The sequence below is a fragment of the Streptomyces sp. NPDC096323 genome (assembly GCF_040302845.1).
In the GTDB taxonomy this organism is placed as follows: Bacteria; Actinomycetota; Actinomycetes; order Streptomycetales; family Streptomycetaceae; genus Streptomyces.
The window spans coordinates 471,948-488,722 of sequence record NZ_JBEOSI010000005.1; the positions used below are offsets into that span (position 1 = coordinate 471,948).

The following is a 16,775-nucleotide window of genomic DNA, read 5'->3' on the forward strand; positions in this document are numbered from 1 at the left end:
AAACGGCCGCAGCCGCTCCGTAGCTGACTATCCGTCAGATTAGCTGTAGCCTGCTGCGCTGTCAGCAGTCATGACGGCCTCGGAGGTGGCGGGTGGCGACGCTCAAGGACAAGGCGGCGATAGCCGGGATCGGGCAGACACAGTTCGCGAAGCACCTGCCCGATTCCGAGAAGACCCTGGCCTGCCGGGCCATCCTCGCGGCGCTCGACGACGCGGGCATCGTCGCGTCGGAGGTGGACGCGTTCGCCTCGTACACGATGGAGGAGACCGACGAGGTCGAGATCGCCAAGGCGATCGGGGCCGGTGACGTCACCTTCTTCAGCAAGGTGGGGTACGGGGGCGGCGGCTCCTGCGCGACGCTCGCGCACCTGGCGGCAGCCATCGCCACCGGTCAGGCGAGCGTCGGTGTCGCCTGGCGGTCGCGGAAGCGGGGTTCCGGGCCGCGGCCCTGGAAGAACACCGCCGTGCAGCTGCCCACCCCCGCCCAGTGGACGCGCCCGTACGGACTGCTGCGGCCCGCCGACGAGATCGGGATGCTGGCCCGGCGGTACATGCACGAGTACGGCGCGACCCGCGATCACCTCTTCAACGTCGCGCTCGCCTGCCGCAACCGCGCCAACCAGAACCCGGCCGCGGTGATGTACGAACGGCCGCTGACCCGCGAGATGTACATGACCTCGCGCTGGATCAGCGAACCGCTCTGCCTCTTCGACAACTGCCTGGAGACGGACGGGGCGCTGGCCTGCGTCATCGTCTCCGCCGAACGGGCCCGCGACTGCCGGCAGAAGCCCGTCTACCTCCACTCCGCCGCCCAGGGCCTGCCCGCCCAGCACCACGGGATGGTCAACTACTGGAACGACGACCCGCTCACCGGACCCGCCTGGACGGCGGCCCGACAGCTGTGGAAGCAGGCCGACTTCGTCCCGGAAGACGTCGATGTGGCCCAGATCTACGACGCGTTCACGCCGCTCATCCCGCTCTCCCTGGAGGGGTACGGATTCTGCGGACGGGGCGAGGGCGCCGCGTTCACCGAGGGCGGGGCGCTGGAGAGCGGTGGGCGGCTGCCGCTCAACACCGGCGGCGGCGGGCTCAGCGAGGGGTACGTGCACGGCTTCAACCTCATCAACGAGGGCGTGAAGCAGTTGCGCGGCACCTCCACCGCCCAGGTGCCGGGCGCCTCGACCTGCCTGGTCACCGCCGGCGAGGGTGTCCCCACGTCCGCCGTCCTGCTGAGGAATTGAGGAGCTGACAGACATGGATGGACTGCTGCTGCCCGTCGTCGACGAGGACGGCGCGCCCTTCTGGGAGTACGCGGCCCGCGGCGAACTGCGCGTCCAGGCGTGCGCCGCCCCCGACTGCGGCCGGCTCCGCTTCCCGCCCCGGCCGTGCTGCCCGCACTGCCAGTCGTTCGCGAGCGAGTGGCGGGAGATGAGCGGGCGCGGCCGCATCTGGTCGTACGTGCTGCCGCATCCGCCACTGCTGCCCGCGTACGCCGACCAGGCCCCGTACAACGCCGTGATCGTCGAGCTGGCCGACGCCCCGGAGATCCGGCTGGTCGGCAATGTGGTCAGCGGGCCCGGCGCACCGTTGAACTCCGTCGACCCGGCGCGGCTGAGAATCGGGGCGGCGGTGAAGGCGGTCTTCTGCCCCGTCTCCCCCGACGCGCCGCCCCTCGTCCGCTGGCTGCTGGAGCGGTGACCGCGGATGGCGCTGCGCACGGAGACGGACAAGGACACCGGGGTGGCGCTCCTCACCCTGGACCGGCCCGAGAAGCACAACGCGATCGACCTCGCGACGGCCGCCGAACTGACCGCCGCCTGGCGGGGGTTGCGGTACGACGACGAGGTGCGGGCCGTCGTGATCACCGGGGCGGGAGGACGGGCGTTCTGCACCGGGATCGACCGGGGCGTGGACGTCCCGCAGCCCTCGTCCCCGTACACGATCGACGATCCGCTGCTCACGATCGGGCCGAAGGCCAACGACCTGTGGAAGCCGGTGATCGCGGCCGTGGAGGGGATGGCGTGCGGCGGGGCGTTCTATCTGCTGGGCGAGGCGGAGTTCGTCATCGCGTCCGACGAGGCGACGTTCTTCGACCCGCACACCGCGTACGGCATGGTCAGCGCCTATGAGGCGATCGCCATGGCGCAGCGGATGCCGTTCGGCGAGGTGGCCCGGATGGCCCTGATGGGAACGGCGGAGCGGGTCACGGCCCGTCGTGCGTACGAGACCGGGCTGGTCAGCGAGGTGACGCCGCCCGGCGGCGCGGTGGCGGCGGCGCTGCGGGCGGCTGCGGTCATGGCCTCGTACCCGACCGGGGCGGTTCAGGGGACGGTGCGGGCGCTCTGGTCCGCGAAGGAGGCTGCCCGGGCCCAGGCCTTCGCCCACGCCCCGCACCTGATCGCGCTCGGGAACCTGCCGCCGGAGCAGCAGGCGGAGCTGTTCGGGGGCCGGGGCGGGGGTGGCGGATTCCGGCTGCGGTGACGGGTGGCGCGGGTCAGTAGCTGAGCTCGGCCGTGACCGTGCACTTCTTCACGCGGGAGACCGTGCGCGGGCTGTCCATCCGGACGGAGACGGTCTTCGTCTCGCCGCCGTCGGCCTCCACGGTGGCCTCACCGGTGTCGACGGTGTTGCCGACCGCGTCGAGGAAGGTCACGTCGACCTCGTAGGTGTGGCTGCCGACCGCGTTGGCGGTGAGCCGCACGGTGGAGGTGGTGACGGCCTTGCGCTTGCCCTTGCGGGGGGTCGCGCAGCGGAAGACGTACGCCTGCGGGGCATCGGTCGCGGTGGCGGTGGGGGTCGGAGTGCCGTACGTGGAACCGGAGCTGCTGCTCGACGAGCTGTAGTCGTCGTAGTCGTTGTCGGAGTCGGTGTCGTGGTAGGTGCCGTTGCTCTTCTTGGAGCTGGAGCACCCGCCGCCGCCACCGCTGCTCGACTTGCTCTTGCCGCTCCGGCTCTTGCTGCCGCCCTTGCCTCCGCTGCTGGAGGTGGAGAAGCCGGTGAGCGCGAGCACTACCGCGACCAGGACCACGGTGAGTTTCACGTGTTGCCGCACCATCGTTACGTCCCCCTTGGGTTGTTCGTCGTGTGTGCTGCCTTCCGGCCCGACGGCCGGACGGCCGCGCGACACCGTAGCGCACAGCTTGGCGGGCGCTGTCCGGCGGCCCGGTCATGGCCCTGTCACGGTCTCGTCATCATCTGCCTGGTGGCGGGGGTCATGGTGCCGGCGTAGCGTCGAGTCGAGAGCGGTGGGGATCCGCGTCGTCGGCCGACGGTGCGCGTCGCCCGCGCCCGCGGGAGGTCGGACATGATCCGTAGCGTCCTCGGCCCGGTCCTCGCTCTCCTAGGAGCGGCGGCCGCCGTGCTGAGCCCCTTCCGTGACTGGTACGACGGCCGCCTCGGGCGGCACTACGGCATCGACGACCTCGTCACCGGCATCACAGGGGCACACCCCGGCGTGCTCGGTTCGGTCCTGCTGCCCTTTCTCTTCGCCGCGGTCCTGGCGGTCGTGGGCGTCGTACTCCGTTTCCGGCCGATGGTCGCGGTGGCGGGTGTGCTGGTGCTCGGGTTCACGGTGCTGTGGATGGTGCGCCAGGGGCAGGCGGACGGCAGCCTGACGGTCGCGGGCGACGGTTCGGGACTGCGGGTGGGGGTGGCGGGCGCGGTGGGCGGTGGCGTGCTGCTTCTGCTGGGGGCGGCGCTGATGCGGGGGCGCGGGGGCGGGGCGGGGCGCCGCGTTCGCCGCCGCGACGCGCCGTACGCGGCGCCCGGGTCGGCGGACCCGGACACGTGGCCGCCTACGCGGGAGCCCGGGCCGTCGGTCCAGACGAGCCCTTGGCCGGAACCGGAGGTGGACCCGTACGTGGGTCCTCCGGACGGGCCGAGCAATTCAAGACCGTCCGGCCCTTGAGGACGGAAGCGGCTATCGGCCCCCGGGCCCTCTGTGCACCGCCCACCACCGCCACGGTTCCGTCCTCAAACTCCCCCTGACCTCGTCCGGGGGGACCCCCAACGGGCTGAAGGTGGGCGGCAAGCCAAGCGCCGGGCAGCCCGGGCCGGAGGCCTACGTGCGGGGGCGGGTGCCCGTGCCTGTGCCCTTCAGGGCGTCCAGCGCGTACACGCAGCGGTCCTTGCTGCACGCGTAGACCACCCCGCCCTGTGCCACCGGCGAGCCCGTGATCTCGCCGCCCGTCGCGAGCTTCCAGCGGAGCTGGCCGCCCGCCGCGTCCAGCGTGTACAGCACGTGGTCCGCGGAGCCGAAGTGGACGCGGCCGTCGGCGACGACCGGCGCGCCGACCACCTCGCCGCCCGCGGCGAACCGCCACTTCGGAGTGCCCGTGACCGCGTCCAGCGTGTACAGCGCGCTGCCGCTGCCCACGTGCACGTTGCCCGCCACCACCAGCACCGGCTCGATCGACTGGCGGGACTCCGTGGCGATGCGCCAGCGGTCCTTGCCCGTCGAGGCGTCGAGGGCGTACACCGTGCCGAGGTAGTCCGCGAGGTACACCCCTCCGCCGGTGACGGCCGGGCCGGGGGCGAAGGCGGGCGGCGAGAGGAAGACCGCGGGCGACTCGAAGTGCCAACGCACCCGGCCGGAGGCGATGTCCACGGCGAGGACCCGGGTCCCTGCCGCGACGTACACGTAACCGTCCGGCGCCGTGGTCACCCGGACCGGCACCCCGCCGCAGGAGGCGGCGTCGCCGACCGGGTAGGACCAGCGCTCGGTGCCCGTACGGGCGTCGACGGCCCGCAGCCGGGCGTCCTGCCAGAGGTAGACCGTGCCGTCGTGGAGCGCCGGTCCGGCCTCCGCCGTCTCGAAGTCCGTCTGGGCGCCGTGGATCTCCCAGAGTCTCTCGCCCGTGGACGCCTCCCACGCCTGGACGCCGCCGCCCCGCGTGCCGGTGACGATCGTGCCGCGCTCGGCCTTCAGGGAGTACACCCACGCGTCGGACTGCAGCCGCCACCGCTCCGCGCCGGTCGCCGCGTCCAGGGCGTAGAGCGAGGGGCCGTCGGAGGCGAGGATGCTGCCGCCGTCCACGGCCATCGCCCACGCCACGTCACGGGTCTTGAACTGGCGCCGCCCGTTGCCGGTGTCCAGCGCGTGCACCTCGAAGGAGGTGACGTAGAGGAGGTCACCGACGACGACCGGGGTCCCCCACACGTCGTTCGACATCCGGAACCGCCAGGGCCGCCAGCGCCCCGGCCCGTCGGGTGCGGCCTCGGGCGCGTGCGCCGGAGCGGGTACGGGCGCGGTCGGGGCGGTGACCGACGCGGCCACCCCGGCGGGCGGGCGCACCCAGCCGGTCGCCGGACCGGCTTCGGCGGCGGCCGACTGCGCGCGCCCGCCCTGGGCGCGCGGGCCGGGACCGATCGGCACCTGCGCGCCGGACAGCCGCACCGGACCGCCGTCGGGCGACTGCGCGGGCGAGTGCCCTCCGGCGCCGCTGTGCCAGGCCGCCGGTGCGTGGTCCCGGTCGGCCTCCGGCTGCCGCGGGGGCGGCGCCACGGGCGCGGGCGGGACGGGCGGCGCGGCGGCGACGGAACGCCCGCCGCCGCGGCGCTTCTCGATCATCTCGGTGGCGACGGCGGGCAGCCAGGCCGAGGCCGTGCCGCTGTCGTCGCTGCCGGAGGCGAAGAGGTGCGGGGAGAGCTGGGCCTGCAGCTCGGCGGGGGTGGGCCGCAGCGACGCGTCCATCTGCATGCACGACTCGATCAGCGGCCGCAGGTCGTCGGGCAGCCCGCTCACGTCGGGGCCCTCGCGCAGCAGCATGAAGACCGTCTCGACCGGGTTGGCCCCGTGGAAGGGGGCGTGGCCGGTCGCGGCGAAGACGAGGGTCGAGCCGAGCGAGAAGATGTCGCTGGCCCCGGTGACGCTGCGCGAGTCCCGCGCCTGCTCGGGCGACATGTACGCGGGCGTGCCCACGGCGACGTTCGTCATGGTGAGCCGGGTGTTGGAGACCCCGGACGCGATCCCGAAGTCGATCACCCGGGGGCCGTCCTCGACGACGAGCACGTTGGACGGCTTCATATCGCGGTGGACGAGCTTCGCCCCGTGGATGGACTGCAGGGCCTCCGCGATGCCCGCCGCCAGCCAGCGCACGGCCTGGGTCGGCATGGGCCCGCACTCATTCACTATCTCCTCGAGGGAGGGCGCGGGCACGTAGGCGGTCGCGAGCCACGGCACCGCGGCCCGCGGGTCGGCGTCGACCACGGCGGCCGTGTAGAAACCGCTGACGGCGCGGGCGGCCTCCACCTCACGCGTGAAGCGGACCCGGAACAGCTGGTCCTCGGCCAGTTCCGTACGGACCGTCTTGATCGCCACGCGCCGGCCGGACGCCGACCGGGCGAGATAGACCAGCCCCATGCCGCCGGCCCCGAGCCGTCCCAGCACCTCGAAAGGACCGATCCGCCTCGGGTCGTGCTGCGTCAGCTGCTCCACCACTTGCCTGCCACCTCCCCGTACGGACCTCTGTGAGGAGAGGTCCGCGAAAAACCCGCCGTGTGCAGCGTCTCATCAGTGGGCACCACCCGGCGGTGCGCACCCCGATTGTTCCTGGCCGGGGCGCCGGTTGCGAACCCGGGGGCGGATACGGGTGTCCCGTCCCACTCCGTGCCGTATCAGGACACCGGTGGCTGAAGTACGCCGAACACGGCACCCTGGTCGTCCTGGAGGACCGCCATCCGCCCGTAGGGGATGTCGAAGGGCGGCGCGGAGATCCGGCCGCCGAGCCGCTTGACGGTCTCGGCCGACGCGTCGCAGTCCGCCACGGCGAAGTAGCTGAGGAAGTAGCTGGGCATCTCGGCGGGGAAGGCGTCCGTGATGACGCTGCGCCCGCCGACCGCGGTGTCGGGGCCCGGTTCGGTGCCGGCCGGGGACCACATGCGGAAGTCGACGCCGGGTTCCGCGGTGCCGGGATCACCGGTTGCGGTGTCGTCGAGCGCGGCGGAGCGGAAGCCGAAGACCTCCTCGTAGAAGGCGTCGACCTTGTCCTTCTGCCGGGTGTAGACCTCGGTCCAGCAGAAGGATCCCGGCTCGTTCTGCTTCTGGAAGCCCTTGCGTTCACCGGCCTGCCAGAGGCCGAACACCGCACCGCCGGGGTCGGCGGCCTGGGCGAGCACCCCGGAGCGGCCGGCCCGGACGGGGTCGGTGATCACCTGGCCGCCGTGTTCGCGGATCCGGGCGACGGATGCGGTGATGTCGTCGGTGGCGAAATAGACGCCCCAGGCGGTCGGCATCCGGCCGTCCTGCTTGGCGGCGAGGGCGGCGACGAGGGCGCCGTCGCTGAGCGCGTCGGCGTACGGCCCCTCACCCGCCCGGAAGGTCCAGCCGAAGAGCTCCCCGTAGAAGCGCTTGCCCGCTTCGAGGTCGGGAAGCTGCACATCCACCCAGCACGGCGCGGACTGCGCGAATGCGGCCATGGGCCCGGATCCTTCCGTCGTGGTGCTCTTCAACCGTGGTGACGCTCGTCACACCCAACGTAACCGCGCCCCGGTCCGTCCGCGCCCCCGCCTCTCCGATGCGAACGCATTTTCGATACACACACCACCGCGCGCCCCCGTCACGGAAAGTTATCCACCGAAGTTGTCCACAGGCTGTTGATAACACTAATCAAGCTGTGGGAACCGGTGGGCCGCCCCTGGGGCGCATCCCCCGAAAACCGCCCACTCCCCCCACCGCCGCTGCCCCACTCCCCATTTGCAGTCGGCCGAATCGCGCTCCGATCACCCGTCGGTAAGCTGACGGCATGACAGGACAAGTACGCACCGTCGACGGCCGCGTGGCCGGTCGACGCGGACAGGCGACGCGGCAGAAGCTGCTCGACTGCCTCAGCGAGATGCTCAGCTCCTCGCCGTACCGGGACGTCAAAGTCATCGACGTCGCCCGGAAGGCGGGGACTTCACCCGCGACCTTCTACCAGTACTTCCCCGACGTCGAGGGCGCCGTCCTCGAAATCGCCGAAGAGATGGCCAAGGAGGGTGCCGGGCTGACCGAACTGGTCGCCGGACGCTCCTGGGTCGGCAAGTCGGGCTGGCAGACAGCCGAAGAACTCGTCGAGGGATTCCTCGACTTCTGGCGGCGCAACGACGCCATCCTGCGCGTCGTCGACCTCGGCGCGGCCGAGGGCGACAAGCGGTTCTACAAGATCCGCATGAAGATCCTGAACTCCGTCACCAACTCCCTTACGGACTCGGTGAAGGAACTCCAGGCCAAGGGCAAGGTCGACAAGGACATCAGCCCCGCGGCGATGGCGGGCTCCCTCGTCGCGATGCTGGCGGCCGTCGCCTCGCACCAGAAGGGCTTCACCACCTGGGGCGTCAAGCAGGCCGAACTCAAGCCGAATCTGGCCCTGTTGGTACACCTGGGCATCACCGGCAAGAAGCCGACGAAGTAGCGCCCGCGCCGCAGTCCCGTACTGGGTGACGCACGGTGATCCCGGGCGCCCCCAGGTCCTGTCTCACCGACGGCGGACCACGCCTGTGGTCCGCCGTCGGCGTACCCGGACGGTTCGGTTCCCGGCCCTCGCTCCCGTCACGTAGACGGCTAGCGCCTCTCCAGCCGGAACAGCCGGATCTCCCGGTCGATCCGCGCCTGGTAAGCGGCATAGGGCGGCCAGAACGTCAGCGCCGTCTCCCACACCCCGGCCCGCTCCTCCCCCGCCAGCAGCCTCGCGCGTACGGGAATGTCGGCGCCCTTCCAGTTGATGACGGCCGCATCCGGATGCGCCAGCAGATTGGCCGTCCAGGCGGGATGACCCGGGCGGCCGAAGTTGCTGCCGATCAGGACCCAGCTCCCCGGCCCGCCGTCACCCGGTTGCGGCATGCACGCCAGCGGGGTGGCCCTGAGCTGCCCGCTGCGCGCCCCCGGCACCGTCAGCACCACCCCCGGCAGCATCTGCGCGCTGAGCAGCACCCGGCCGCGCGTCAGCCGGTGCACGGTGCGGTCCATGGCGGGCACGACGTGCGGGGCGATGCGCGCGAAGACGCGGGTCGACGACACCTTCTGGACGAGCCGGACGCCTGGTGCCGCTCCCGGCCGCATCAGACGGCCACCCGTCCGGCCGGCCCGTGCCCGGCGGAACCGGCCTCCGCCCGCCCGAACAGCCCGGCCCGCTGCGCCGCGTGGTCGCGCAGCCGGTGGACGGGGCCGAGGAGCAGTTCGTCGGACGCGGCCCGGTTGAAGTACAGCCGCGCCTCGTCCTCCCCCGTGGAACCGGAGCCGTCGTGCAGCTGCACAGCCTCCGCGGTGGTGACCCGCAGCGCCTCCAGCGCCTGGGCGAGCGCGAGAGCGCCGGACTCCGGGTCCCGGACGGCGTAGTACGCGGCGGAACGGGCCGACCGCACGCGTACGTACAGGTCCGCCAGCCGGAGTCTCACGGTCTGGAACGAACCGGCCGCGCGGCCGGACCGCTCGCACTCCCCGACGTGGCCGAGCGTCCGCTCCAGCGCGCTCGCCGCCGCCCCGGCCGCCTCGGCGGCGAGCGCGACGGCCGCCGTGCGCCCGGTGGCCGCGAGCGCGGCCGTCACGTCCACGGTGTCGTCCGCGCCGAGGAGTTCGGCCTCGGTGTCGCGCAGCTGGATGCGGGCGAGCGGCCGGGTGACGTCGAGCGAGGCCTGCCGGGTACGGGCGAGTCCGGCGGGCGGTTGCGGCCCCTCCGCCCGGACCAGGAAGAGGAGAGTGCGGCTGCGCGGGAAGCCGCCGGTGTGCGCGGCGACCAGGAGCAGCCCTGAGCCGTGCCCGTCGAGCACCCGGGCAGCCTCCCCGTACAGCCGCCACCCGCCGTCGCCTCCCGCCGGCCGGGCCTGCACGCCGCCCGCCCGGCCGCCGCCCGCCCAGGCGCCCCCGGTGAGATCGCCGGTGAGGCCGAGCGCGGTGGAGAGCGAGCCGCCCGGGACGGCCAGCGCCGCGGTGAGCTCGCCCGCCGCGAGGGCCGGCAGCAGGGCGGCGCGCTGCTCCTCGGTGCCGAGGGCGAGGATCAGGGGGGCGGCGAGTACGGCGGTGGCGAGCAGCGGGGACGGCAGCAGGGCGCGGCCGGCCTCCTCCAGAGCGACGGCAAGCTCGGTGGGGCCGTGCCCTTTGCCTCCGTACTCCTTCGGGAGGGCGAGTCCGGGCAGCCCGAGGTCCTGGGCGAGCCGGCGCCACAGGGCGGCGTCATATCCGTCCGGCGCGCCCGCGGCGTTCCCGGCCCCGGCCCCGTCAAGCAGTTCGCGCAAGGTGCGGCGGATCTCGTCCTGTTCCGCGGTGAAGGCGGCATCCATCGTCGGACTCCTTCCCCTCGGAGGCCGAGACGGCCTCCGATCTGACGGCACGTCATGCTAGGGGCGGGGCGGCGAGATTCCCAGAGTCGCGCAGGCGGCATGCGCGCCGCATGACCTCCGAGGCGGTCCACTCCCCCCTTATCTGATGTACCGTCAGATTCATGCCTTCTTCCCACCGCCGCAAGGTCGCTGTCGTCGGCATATCCCTCGCCGACTGCGGACGCGTCGACACGGCCACGCCATACGCCCTGCACGCCCAGGCCGCCCGCCGGGCCCTCACCGACTCGGGCCTGGACCGCTCGGTCGTCGACGGCTTCGCCTCCGCCGGGCTCGGCACGCTCGCCCCGGTCGAGGTCGCCGAGTACCTGGGGCTGAAGCCCACCTGGGTGGACTCCACCTCGGTCGGCGGATCGACCTGGGAGGTCATGGCGGCCCACGCGGCGGACGCCATCGCGGCGGGCCGCGCCAACGCCGTACTGCTGGTGTACGGATCGACCGCCCGGGCGGACATCAAGGCGGGCCGCCGCACGGCCAACCTCTCCTTCGGGGCGCGGGGCCCGCTCCAGTTCGAGGTGCCGTACGGCCACTCGCTGATCGCCAAGTACGCGATGGCCGCCCGCCGCCACATGCACGAGTACGGCACCACCCTGGAACAGCTCGCCGAGGTGGCGGTCCAGGCCCGGACGAACGCGGCGGCCAACCCCGACGCCATGTTCCGCACCCCCGTCACGGTCGACGAGGTGCTGTCCGGCCCGATGATCGCCGACCCGTTCACGAAGCTGCACTGCTGCATCCGCAGCGACGGCGGCTGCGCGGTGCTGCTGGCGGCCGAGGAGTACGTACCGGACACGGCGAAGGCTCCCGTCTGGATCCTCGGCACCGGCGAGCACGTCTCGCACTCCGCGATGTCGGAGTGGGACGACTTCACACTCTCCCCTGCGGCCGTGTCCGGCCGCCTCGCGTTCGAGCGGGCGGGGGTACGGCCCGCGGACATCGACCTGGCGGAGCTCTACGACGCGTTCACCTATATGACGCTGGTGACGCTGGAGGACCTGGGTTTCTGCGCGAAGGGCGAGGGCGGCGCGTTCGTCGAGAAGGGCCGCACGGGCCTCACCGGCGAGCTCCCGGTCAACACGGACGGCGGCGGCCTGTCCGCCTGCCACCCCGGGATGCGCGGGTTGTTCCTGCTGGTGGAGGCGGTACGCCAACTACGCGGCGAGGCGGGCACCCGGCAGGTGCGCAAGGCGGGCGGCCGGCTGCCGGAGCTGGCGGTGGCATCGGGGACGGGCGGCTGGTTCTGCTCGTCGGGGACGGTGGTGCTGGGGCGGGGGTGAGACTGCGCCCCGGCGCGGGCTCACACGGCCACGACGGTGAGGACGTCCTCCAGCCCTTTGAAGTCGTCCGCGTTGCGGGTGAAGAGCGGCAGTCCCCTGACCGAGGCGATGGAAGCGATCATCAGGTCCATGCGCCGAGGCCGAGGGTTGCGGCCCGCCGCAACGACAAGGGACACCATGCTTCCGTATCGAGCAGCGGCGTCCCCGTCGAAGGGAAGCGGTTCGAAATCAGCCACGGCGGCTCCCAGCTTCTCCATGCGCGCCGCCCTCCCGGCTGGATCCGCGGCCATCGCCACGCCTTGCTGCAGTTCAGCCATCGTCACAACGGTGAGCGCCGGGAAGGCGGGCAGGTCCTCGGCGCGCAACAGGTCGAGGTCGATGTACGCACAGGTGTCGAGGACCCCCGCACGATAGCGCTCAGCCACGCGTACGCTCCCATGGATCGTCATCCCCGACTCGGTCCTCGTCACCGAACAGCTCGTGCGCCTCGCGACGCATCAGCGCCCCGTCCACGCGGGGAAGCCGCCGGTGCCGGGCCACCAGTTCCTCCGCGCTCAGGCTCCGCTTGCGAGTGAGGGGCCGAAGTTCCGCGACCTCTATCCCGTTACGCGTGATGTGGAAGATCTCCCCCTCCTCCACTGCATTCATGATGTCTGCGGACCGATTCCGGAATTCCCGCTGCGTGATGGTCTTCATACGCCCAACGTAGCCCCCCGTGTCTCATGGTGCTACCGCTTCTCCACCGGACGCGATCCTTCGATCGGAGTGGCGCGTGATGCGGGCGCTCGCCCACGCATCCGGCCCTGCCCCCGGCCGTCTGCGCCGCGCCCACTTCGCTCTCGACTCCCCCACCGGCTGGAATGGACGCATGACTGATGGATCGAACCCCGCCGGACAGCCCGCCTTTCTCGACCTGCTCCACGCCCAGCGCGTCTGGGACATCGAGCTCCCCGCCTTCGACCCGGCCGCAGCACCCCCCACACCCCTCCCCCTCTTCCACGCCTGGTTCGCCGAGGCGGTCGCCGCCGGGCAGGCCGAGGCGCACACGATGACGCTGGCGACCGTGGACGCGGAGGGGCTGCCGGACGTGCGCACGCTGATGCTGCACGACGCCGACGAGCGCGGCTGGCACTTCGCATCGCATGCCTCCAGCGCGAAGGGCCGCCAGCTCGCCGCCCGTCCGTACGCCGCGCTCGGCTTCTACTGGCCCGCGCAGGGACGGCAGGTACGGGTCCGGGGCCCGGTGACCGCCTGCTCACCCGCCGAGAGCCGCGCCGATCTGCACGCCCGCTCGACCGGGGCCCTCGCCTCGGCCCTGGTGGGGCGGCAGAGCGAGGTGCTGGGCTCGACCGGGGAACTCGACCGGGCCTCGGACGCCGCGTGGCAGCGGGCGGAGGAGGAGCCGGACGCTGAGGTGGCGAGCTGGACGCGGTACGTGGTCGAGCCGCGCGAGGTCGAGTTCTTCCAGGGCGATGCCCGGCGACGGCATGTACGGCTGCGCTACCGCCGGGGGGACGGGTACGGGGGCGGAGCCTGGGAGCGGGAGCTGCTCTGGCCCTGACCGGCCCGGCTCCCCATGTCGATGTACCGCCTTATCCGCTTTACCGCTTCAAACGGCCAAGGAGCACCATGGGAGGCAGGTGAGGAGCTGGAGGCTGGAGGTCACCCATGACCCGCACCCGTAGCCGGTACGCCCCCGACCGCGGTCTGACCACGCGCATGGTCACCACCATGTTTCTGATCGGTCTGCTGTACGTGGTCCTGGTCGGCGTCCTGCTGGCCGCCCTGCGCGGCGCCTGGCCGGTCATCCTGATCATCACCGGGGGCCTGTTCGTCGCCCAGTTCTGGTTCAGCGACCGCATCGCGGCCTTCAGCATGGGAGCCCGCGAGGTCACCCCCGAGCAGGCGCCGGAGCTGCACGGCGCGATCGACCGGATCTGCGCGCTCGCCGACATGCCCAAGCCACGGGTCGCCGTCGCCGAGAGCGACGTACCGAACGCCTTCGCGACCGGCCGCAGCGAGCGGACCGCCCTGGTCTGCGCCACGACGGGGCTGCTGCGAAGACTGGAGCCGGAGGAGCTGGAGGGCGTCCTCGCCCACGAGATGTCGCACGTCGCGCACCGCGATGTGGCCGTCATGACGATCGCCTCGTTCCTCGGCGTGCTCGCGGGCATCATCACCCGCGTCGCGCTCTGGGGCGGCTTCTCCCGCAACAGCCGCAGCAACGACCCACTGGGCATCGCGATCATGCTGATCCCCCTGGTCAGCGCGGTTGTCTACGCCCTCAGCTTCCTCCTGACCCGCCTGCTGTCGCGCTACCGGGAGCTGTCCGCAGACCGCACGGCCGCCCTGCTCACCGGCCGCCCCTCGGCCCTCGCCTCCGCGCTCACCAAGGTCAGCGGGCAGATGGCCCGGATTCCGACACAGGACCTGCGCAAGGCTGAGCCGTACAACGCCTTCTACTTCGTCCCGGCCTTCTCCTCCAGGGAGAGCCTGAGCCGACTGGTCTCCTCGCATCCGACGCTGGAGCAGCGGCTGGACCAGCTCGCCCGCATCTCCGCCGACCTGTCCCGCCCGTAAGGAACGTAAGGAACACAAGGAACGTAAGGAGCCCCCGTGGGTCTGCTCGACACCATCCTGGGCCGCAGCAAGCCGGTCCGCCCCGACCTCGACCAGCTCTTCGCCGTCCCGTCCGCCGCCCTCACCCTCCAGGCGGCGACCGGCTTCACGCCGACCGGGCGGGGCTCGGTGTGCTTCGCGGGCGTCGAGGGCGGTGCCTTCGCCCGTATCCAGCAGGACGTACGGGAGCTGCTGGACGCGGACACGGGGCGCGGTGGCGTCCCGGTGGAGTTCAGCCGGGACGCGTACGGCTACACCTGGCTGCTCGCCCGCCAGCCACCAGAGGACACCGCCGCCCTCGTCAACGACCTGCACGCGGTCAACACGCTGCTCCAGGACGGCGGCTTCGGCCCGCAGCTGCTCTGCTCGCTGATCGGCTTCCGGGACGGGGAGGGGCGCTCCCTGGCGCTGGTCTACCTGTACAAGCGCGGCACGTTCTACCCGTTCGCCCCGGTGCCGGGAGGCGGCGAGAAGCGCGACAGCCAGCGGGAGTTGCAGGTCCGGGCCGCCCTCGGGGACGACCTGCGCGTGGAGAAGGACCTGGCGCGGTGGTTCCCGGTGTGGGGGGCGCCGGGGTTGTGAGGCGGGGCCGGCTGCCGTACGTCACTTCTCCGGCCGCGGACGGAACAACGCGTCGTCGTAGTCCGGGAAGATGCACGGCATGTTCCGCCGGAAGCCGGCGACTTCCGCGCTGTCCTCGTATCCGGCACACAGCGTTTTAGGCCAGTACCAGTACCCGCGTGAGGCGATCAGGAGATCGATGTACTCGGCAAAGGTGCGGTTCGTGGAGGCCAGCTCCTCGCCGAAGTAGTGATAGCTGAGCGCCTCCTTGAAGACGCCGTCGTCCCCCCGCTCGAATGCCACGCACGCTTCCGGGGTGAAGAAGTCGAAGGGCACGACCGGGCGGAATTCCTCCTCGCCCCCCGGGAACCAGGTCACCCCGCTCCAGTCTCCGAGCACTTCATCGAGGGGCAGGATGCTGACCAGGCCGTGATCGGACCTGTCCCCTTCCTGGATTTCAGGGACGGTGCACCGCCAGTCGAGCCTGAACGACCCCACCTGACGATAGAACTCCTCCACTCCGTCGGGAAGCCGGGCCCCCGACTCCTCGATGAGGCGGGAGATCCGGTCGGCCGGGAGGGACTCGGTCAGGGCGTGATCCAGCAGCTCGACGCGGGGGTTCTCTCGGAGGCCGGCGACCAGCCCGTCGAGTCGGCGCCTTGGATCGTTCATGAATACGTTTCCCTTCGGGGGTTGAATCAGCGTGCCGCCATCACTTCAAGTTGTTGTTTTCGATCTCCCATGAGTCCCAGCCCACTTCCTTGCCCTTGGCGTCGTACAAGGTATATTCTGCCGAAATTTTCCCCGGAATGCCGAATCGATAGATGGTGTCGAAGGCTACGGCTTCCGGAGACCCTGGCGTCATTTTCATATCGGCCGATGTCGGGTGGAAGCTGAAATCAGCCGTCACATGGTAGCGGGCCGTGTGTCCCGACTGGAGAATGGCACCCTTGAGTTTCTTCTCGACCTTCGCGTGATGCTGGCTGTTGGCCTGCCTTACCAGTGGAGTCAGATTCTCCAGGTTCTTTCCCGAACCACCCAGGTTGTGGTTCAGAAGGTGCCCTTGCACCATGTAGTTCTTGAACCAGTCCCCGATCGGGGTGCCGCTGGGCGGCCACCAGGCGGGTTGCACCGTGGGCGCCTGCCCCGTGCCGAGCTGGCCGGCGAAGAGTTCCCCCTTCATCTCCACCCCCACGTCGCCCGCTGTGCCATTGACCGTGACGGTGTGGGCTCCCTGCGGGTAGTCGACCCGCTTGTTGTAGCCCGGGAGCGGAGCGCGCTGCACGACGGGCAGCGGCACGCGCTGGAGCGTGGCGCCCGAGGAAACGGAACGCTGGGCGTTGAGGTCGTCCTCGCGCCGGCCCGGTGCGGGTGCCCGCATGACCCGCGTGGCGTTGGCCTCCGCTTCCCGTTCGAACCGGTCGGAGGGGTCGGAGACGCTCAGTCCTGAACCGTTGTCGGTGCCGGCGACCGGCCCTTGGCGCTGCTGGATGACGTGGGTGAGCTCGTGGGCGAGCGTGTGCCGGTCGGCTCCGCCGTCGCCGATGACGACATGGTGGCCGGAGGTGTAGGCGCGGGCGCCGACCTCGGCGGCGGAGGCCCTGGCGGCCGCGTCGTTGTGGATGCGGACATCGGAGAAGTCCGCCCCGAGCCGGGACTCCATGTCGGAACGGACCGTGCTGTCCAGCGGCCGCCCCGCGCTGCGCAGTACGTCCCTGACGGCCGAGCGCTGCACCGAGGGCCGGTCCTCCGCCTGCTCGTGTCCGCAGCCGGCCCCGTGGCGGTGCCTGTCCTGGGCGGACGGGTGCCCGGCGGCCCGCAGCATCTGGACGACGGCCGCGTTCCCGATAGTGCCCTGCAGGGCGAGGCGCCCGGCGAGCGGTGCGCCGGGCGCGGGCTTGCGGGCCTGGGCGGGACCGTGAGCCGCACCGGTCTTCTCAGCACCGTCCTGGCTGCGCATGGAGACCTCTTCCTGCTAGGAGAATGACTCTCCCTGCATACCGTGCG

The 16,775-nt window shown here is 71.8% G+C and carries 18 protein-coding genes; 9 read left to right on the forward strand and 9 right to left on the reverse strand.

The genetic code is table 11. The features are described from left to right. Positions 1-92: 92 nt before the first annotated feature. Genes ABTX18_RS17115 through ABTX18_RS17125 form a run of 3 tightly spaced genes read left to right on the forward strand, consistent with a single transcriptional unit; the run spans position 93 to position 2,481 of the window. Positions 93-1,241, forward strand: a complete 1,149-nt coding sequence (locus tag ABTX18_RS17115; protein ID WP_352123492.1) for a lipid-transfer protein — start codon at positions 93-95, stop codon at positions 1,239-1,241. A gap of 13 nt (positions 1,242-1,254) precedes the next feature. Next, on the forward strand, positions 1,255-1,698 hold the full coding sequence (locus tag ABTX18_RS17120; RefSeq protein ID WP_352123493.1) for a Zn-ribbon domain-containing OB-fold protein: 444 nt from the start codon (positions 1,255-1,257) through the stop codon (positions 1,696-1,698). Between the two features lie 6 nt (positions 1,699-1,704). Continuing rightward, positions 1,705-2,481: an enoyl-CoA hydratase/isomerase family protein gene (locus tag ABTX18_RS17125; RefSeq protein WP_352123494.1), complete on the forward strand. Its 777-nt coding sequence runs from the start codon at positions 1,705-1,707 to the stop codon at positions 2,479-2,481. A 13-nt stretch (positions 2,482-2,494) separates the two neighbouring features. On the opposite strand, the gene ABTX18_RS17130 is transcribed toward ABTX18_RS17125, so the two are convergent. Further along, positions 2,495-3,055 (reverse strand): hypothetical protein, encoded by a 561-nt coding sequence (locus ABTX18_RS17130; RefSeq protein ID WP_352123495.1) that lies wholly within the window; start codon positions 3,053-3,055, stop codon positions 2,495-2,497. Between the two features lie 249 nt (positions 3,056-3,304). Between ABTX18_RS17130 and ABTX18_RS17135 the strand changes: the two genes are divergently transcribed. Next, positions 3,305-3,907 (forward strand): hypothetical protein, encoded by a 603-nt coding sequence (locus ABTX18_RS17135; RefSeq protein WP_352123496.1) that lies wholly within the window; start codon positions 3,305-3,307, stop codon positions 3,905-3,907. A 153-nt stretch (positions 3,908-4,060) separates the two neighbouring features. Here the strand turns inward: ABTX18_RS17135 and afsK are convergent, their stop codons facing one another. Further along, positions 4,061-6,436 carry a protein serine/threonine kinase AfsK gene (gene afsK / locus ABTX18_RS17140; protein WP_352123614.1) on the reverse strand — a complete coding sequence of 792 codons (2,376 nt, stop codon included), beginning with the start codon at positions 6,434-6,436 and terminating at the stop codon, positions 4,061-4,063. A gap of 179 nt (positions 6,437-6,615) precedes the next feature. Beyond that, the gene (locus ABTX18_RS17145; protein WP_352123497.1) at positions 6,616-7,416 is read right to left on the reverse strand and encodes a VOC family protein; all 801 of its coding nucleotides are present in this window, start codon (positions 7,414-7,416) and stop codon (positions 6,616-6,618) included. 326 nt (positions 7,417-7,742) lie between these two features. Here ABTX18_RS17145 and ABTX18_RS17150 point away from each other — a divergent pair, with 326 nt between their 5' ends. Beyond that, positions 7,743-8,390 carry a TetR family transcriptional regulator gene (locus tag ABTX18_RS17150; RefSeq protein ID WP_352123498.1) on the forward strand — a complete coding sequence of 216 codons (648 nt, stop codon included), beginning with the start codon at positions 7,743-7,745 and terminating at the stop codon, positions 8,388-8,390. 149 nt (positions 8,391-8,539) lie between these two features. Here the strand turns inward: ABTX18_RS17150 and ABTX18_RS17155 are convergent, their stop codons facing one another. Next, positions 8,540-9,037 carry a nitroreductase family deazaflavin-dependent oxidoreductase gene (locus ABTX18_RS17155; RefSeq protein ID WP_352123499.1) on the reverse strand — a complete coding sequence of 166 codons (498 nt, stop codon included), beginning with the start codon at positions 9,035-9,037 and terminating at the stop codon, positions 8,540-8,542. Next, entirely contained in the window at positions 9,037-10,254 is a 1,218-nt protein-coding gene (locus ABTX18_RS17160; RefSeq protein ID WP_352123500.1) for an acyl-CoA dehydrogenase family protein, read from the reverse strand. Before ABTX18_RS17160 ends, ABTX18_RS17155 begins: the two co-directional genes overlap by 1 nt. Positions 10,255-10,415: 161 nt before the next feature. Here ABTX18_RS17160 and ABTX18_RS17165 point away from each other — a divergent pair, with 161 nt between their 5' ends. Then, positions 10,416-11,588, forward strand: a complete 1,173-nt coding sequence (locus ABTX18_RS17165) for a thiolase C-terminal domain-containing protein (RefSeq protein WP_352123501.1) — start codon at positions 10,416-10,418, stop codon at positions 11,586-11,588. A gap of 20 nt (positions 11,589-11,608) precedes the next feature. On the opposite strand, the gene ABTX18_RS17170 is transcribed toward ABTX18_RS17165, so the two are convergent. Both ABTX18_RS17170 and ABTX18_RS17175 read right to left on the reverse strand, forming a co-directional pair. Beyond that, complete coding sequence (locus tag ABTX18_RS17170; RefSeq protein WP_352123502.1) at positions 11,609-12,013, reverse strand: type II toxin-antitoxin system VapC family toxin; 405 nt, start codon at positions 12,011-12,013, stop codon at positions 11,609-11,611. Continuing rightward, positions 12,006-12,284: a type II toxin-antitoxin system Phd/YefM family antitoxin gene (locus ABTX18_RS17175; RefSeq protein WP_352123503.1), complete on the reverse strand. Its 279-nt coding sequence runs from the start codon at positions 12,282-12,284 to the stop codon at positions 12,006-12,008. The genes ABTX18_RS17170 and ABTX18_RS17175 overlap by 8 nt, the downstream gene beginning before the upstream one ends. Positions 12,285-12,456: 172 nt before the next feature. Between ABTX18_RS17175 and ABTX18_RS17180 the strand changes: the two genes are divergently transcribed. From ABTX18_RS17180 to pspAB, 3 genes are all read left to right on the forward strand, one after another. Further along, positions 12,457-13,149: a pyridoxine/pyridoxamine 5'-phosphate oxidase gene (locus tag ABTX18_RS17180; RefSeq protein ID WP_352123504.1), complete on the forward strand. Its 693-nt coding sequence runs from the start codon at positions 12,457-12,459 to the stop codon at positions 13,147-13,149. A 107-nt stretch (positions 13,150-13,256) separates the two neighbouring features. Further along, positions 13,257-14,168 (forward strand): zinc metalloprotease HtpX, encoded by a 912-nt coding sequence (gene htpX / locus ABTX18_RS17185; RefSeq protein ID WP_352123505.1) that lies wholly within the window; start codon positions 13,257-13,259, stop codon positions 14,166-14,168. 36 nt (positions 14,169-14,204) lie between these two features. Further along, a complete protein-coding gene (gene pspAB, locus ABTX18_RS17190; RefSeq protein ID WP_352123506.1) occupies positions 14,205-14,789 on the forward strand; it encodes a PspA-associated protein PspAB in 585 nt (194 codons plus the stop codon). Positions 14,790-14,810: 21 nt separating this feature from the next. Here the strand turns inward: pspAB and ABTX18_RS17195 are convergent, their stop codons facing one another. Next, complete coding sequence (locus ABTX18_RS17195; protein ID WP_352123507.1) at positions 14,811-15,440, reverse strand: hypothetical protein; 630 nt, start codon at positions 15,438-15,440, stop codon at positions 14,811-14,813. 40 nt (positions 15,441-15,480) lie between these two features. Next, positions 15,481-16,728: an eCIS core domain-containing protein gene (locus tag ABTX18_RS17200; RefSeq protein ID WP_352123508.1), complete on the reverse strand. Its 1,248-nt coding sequence runs from the start codon at positions 16,726-16,728 to the stop codon at positions 15,481-15,483. Between the last annotated feature and the right edge of the window lie 47 nt (positions 16,729-16,775).

Excerpts from the sequence above, each read along its gene's own strand:
- ABTX18_RS17155 (WP_352123499.1), bottom strand. The coding sequence starts at position 9,037 with ATGCGGCCGGGAGCGGCACCAGGCGTCCGGCTCGTCCAGAAGGTGTCG.
- htpX (WP_352123505.1), top strand. The coding sequence starts at position 13,257 with ATGACCCGCACCCGTAGCCGGTACGCCCCCGACCGCGGTCTGACCACG.
- ABTX18_RS17135 (WP_352123496.1), top strand. The coding sequence starts at position 3,305 with ATGATCCGTAGCGTCCTCGGCCCGGTCCTCGCTCTCCTAGGAGCGGCG.
- ABTX18_RS17120 (WP_352123493.1), top strand. The coding sequence starts at position 1,255 with ATGGATGGACTGCTGCTGCCCGTCGTCGACGAGGACGGCGCGCCCTTC.
- ABTX18_RS17125 (WP_352123494.1), top strand. The coding sequence starts at position 1,705 with ATGGCGCTGCGCACGGAGACGGACAAGGACACCGGGGTGGCGCTCCTC.
- ABTX18_RS17180 (WP_352123504.1), top strand. The coding sequence starts at position 12,457 with ATGACTGATGGATCGAACCCCGCCGGACAGCCCGCCTTTCTCGACCTG.
- ABTX18_RS17195 (WP_352123507.1), bottom strand. The coding sequence starts at position 15,440 with ATGAACGATCCAAGGCGCCGACTCGACGGGCTGGTCGCCGGCCTCCGA.
- ABTX18_RS17175 (WP_352123503.1), bottom strand. The coding sequence starts at position 12,284 with ATGAAGACCATCACGCAGCGGGAATTCCGGAATCGGTCCGCAGACATC.
- ABTX18_RS17160 (WP_352123500.1), bottom strand. The coding sequence starts at position 10,254 with ATGGATGCCGCCTTCACCGCGGAACAGGACGAGATCCGCCGCACCTTG.
- ABTX18_RS17145 (WP_352123497.1), bottom strand. The coding sequence starts at position 7,416 with ATGGCCGCATTCGCGCAGTCCGCGCCGTGCTGGGTGGATGTGCAGCTT.
- ABTX18_RS17165 (WP_352123501.1), top strand. The coding sequence starts at position 10,416 with ATGCCTTCTTCCCACCGCCGCAAGGTCGCTGTCGTCGGCATATCCCTC.
- ABTX18_RS17130 (WP_352123495.1), bottom strand. The coding sequence starts at position 3,055 with ATGGTGCGGCAACACGTGAAACTCACCGTGGTCCTGGTCGCGGTAGTG.
- ABTX18_RS17150 (WP_352123498.1), top strand. The coding sequence starts at position 7,743 with ATGACAGGACAAGTACGCACCGTCGACGGCCGCGTGGCCGGTCGACGC.
- ABTX18_RS17200 (WP_352123508.1), bottom strand. The coding sequence starts at position 16,728 with ATGCGCAGCCAGGACGGTGCTGAGAAGACCGGTGCGGCTCACGGTCCC.